Here is a 469-nt window from a genome sequence, read left to right as displayed (position 1 = left end):
TGAGAGCGATCGCCAGCACGCAACAGCTGTTGTAGATTGACGTTAAAGACTTGTTGTCCGCCGCCCCGCGTCGGTCGAAGTACCTGGATGCGACTAATATCGGCAGATTGGCGAATACCCCCAGCGATTTGTAGCGCCCGCGACACGGTAGGGACGGCACCGGATTGATCTGGCTGGACGACTTGTGGACCGGGACGAGTCACTTCCCCGACAACGGCGACATTTATTGGTTGATTCGTGGTGGGGGCAAAGCTGGCGGCGGCTAAATCGAGGGCTTGGGCTGCATTAGCAGTTGTAGCAGTGGGAACAAATACGGTATCGCCCTGTTGCAAGATTAAATCCTGAGAGCGATCGCCAGCACGCAACAGCTGTTGTAGATTGACGTTAAAGACTTGTTGTCCGCCGCCCCGCGTCGGTCGAAGTACCTGGATGCGACTAATATCGGCAGATTGGCGAATACCCCCAGCGA

At 56.1% G+C, this 469-nt stretch carries 1 protein-coding gene; it reads right to left on the bottom strand.

Annotated elements, in window-relative coordinates; all coding sequences use genetic code 11:
* A partial coding sequence (locus MiSe_RS49840; RefSeq protein WP_373873063.1) for an SLBB domain-containing protein occupies positions 1-469 on the bottom strand: 469 nt, incomplete at both ends.

Origin of the sequence: Microseira wollei NIES-4236 (assembly GCF_020521235.1) — a bacterium.
Classification (GTDB): Bacteria; Cyanobacteriota; Cyanobacteriia; order Cyanobacteriales; family Aerosakkonemataceae; genus Microseira; species Microseira wollei.
Note: the sequence above shows the minus strand (reverse complement) of the source record. Positions and strands in the feature narration are given on the sequence as shown.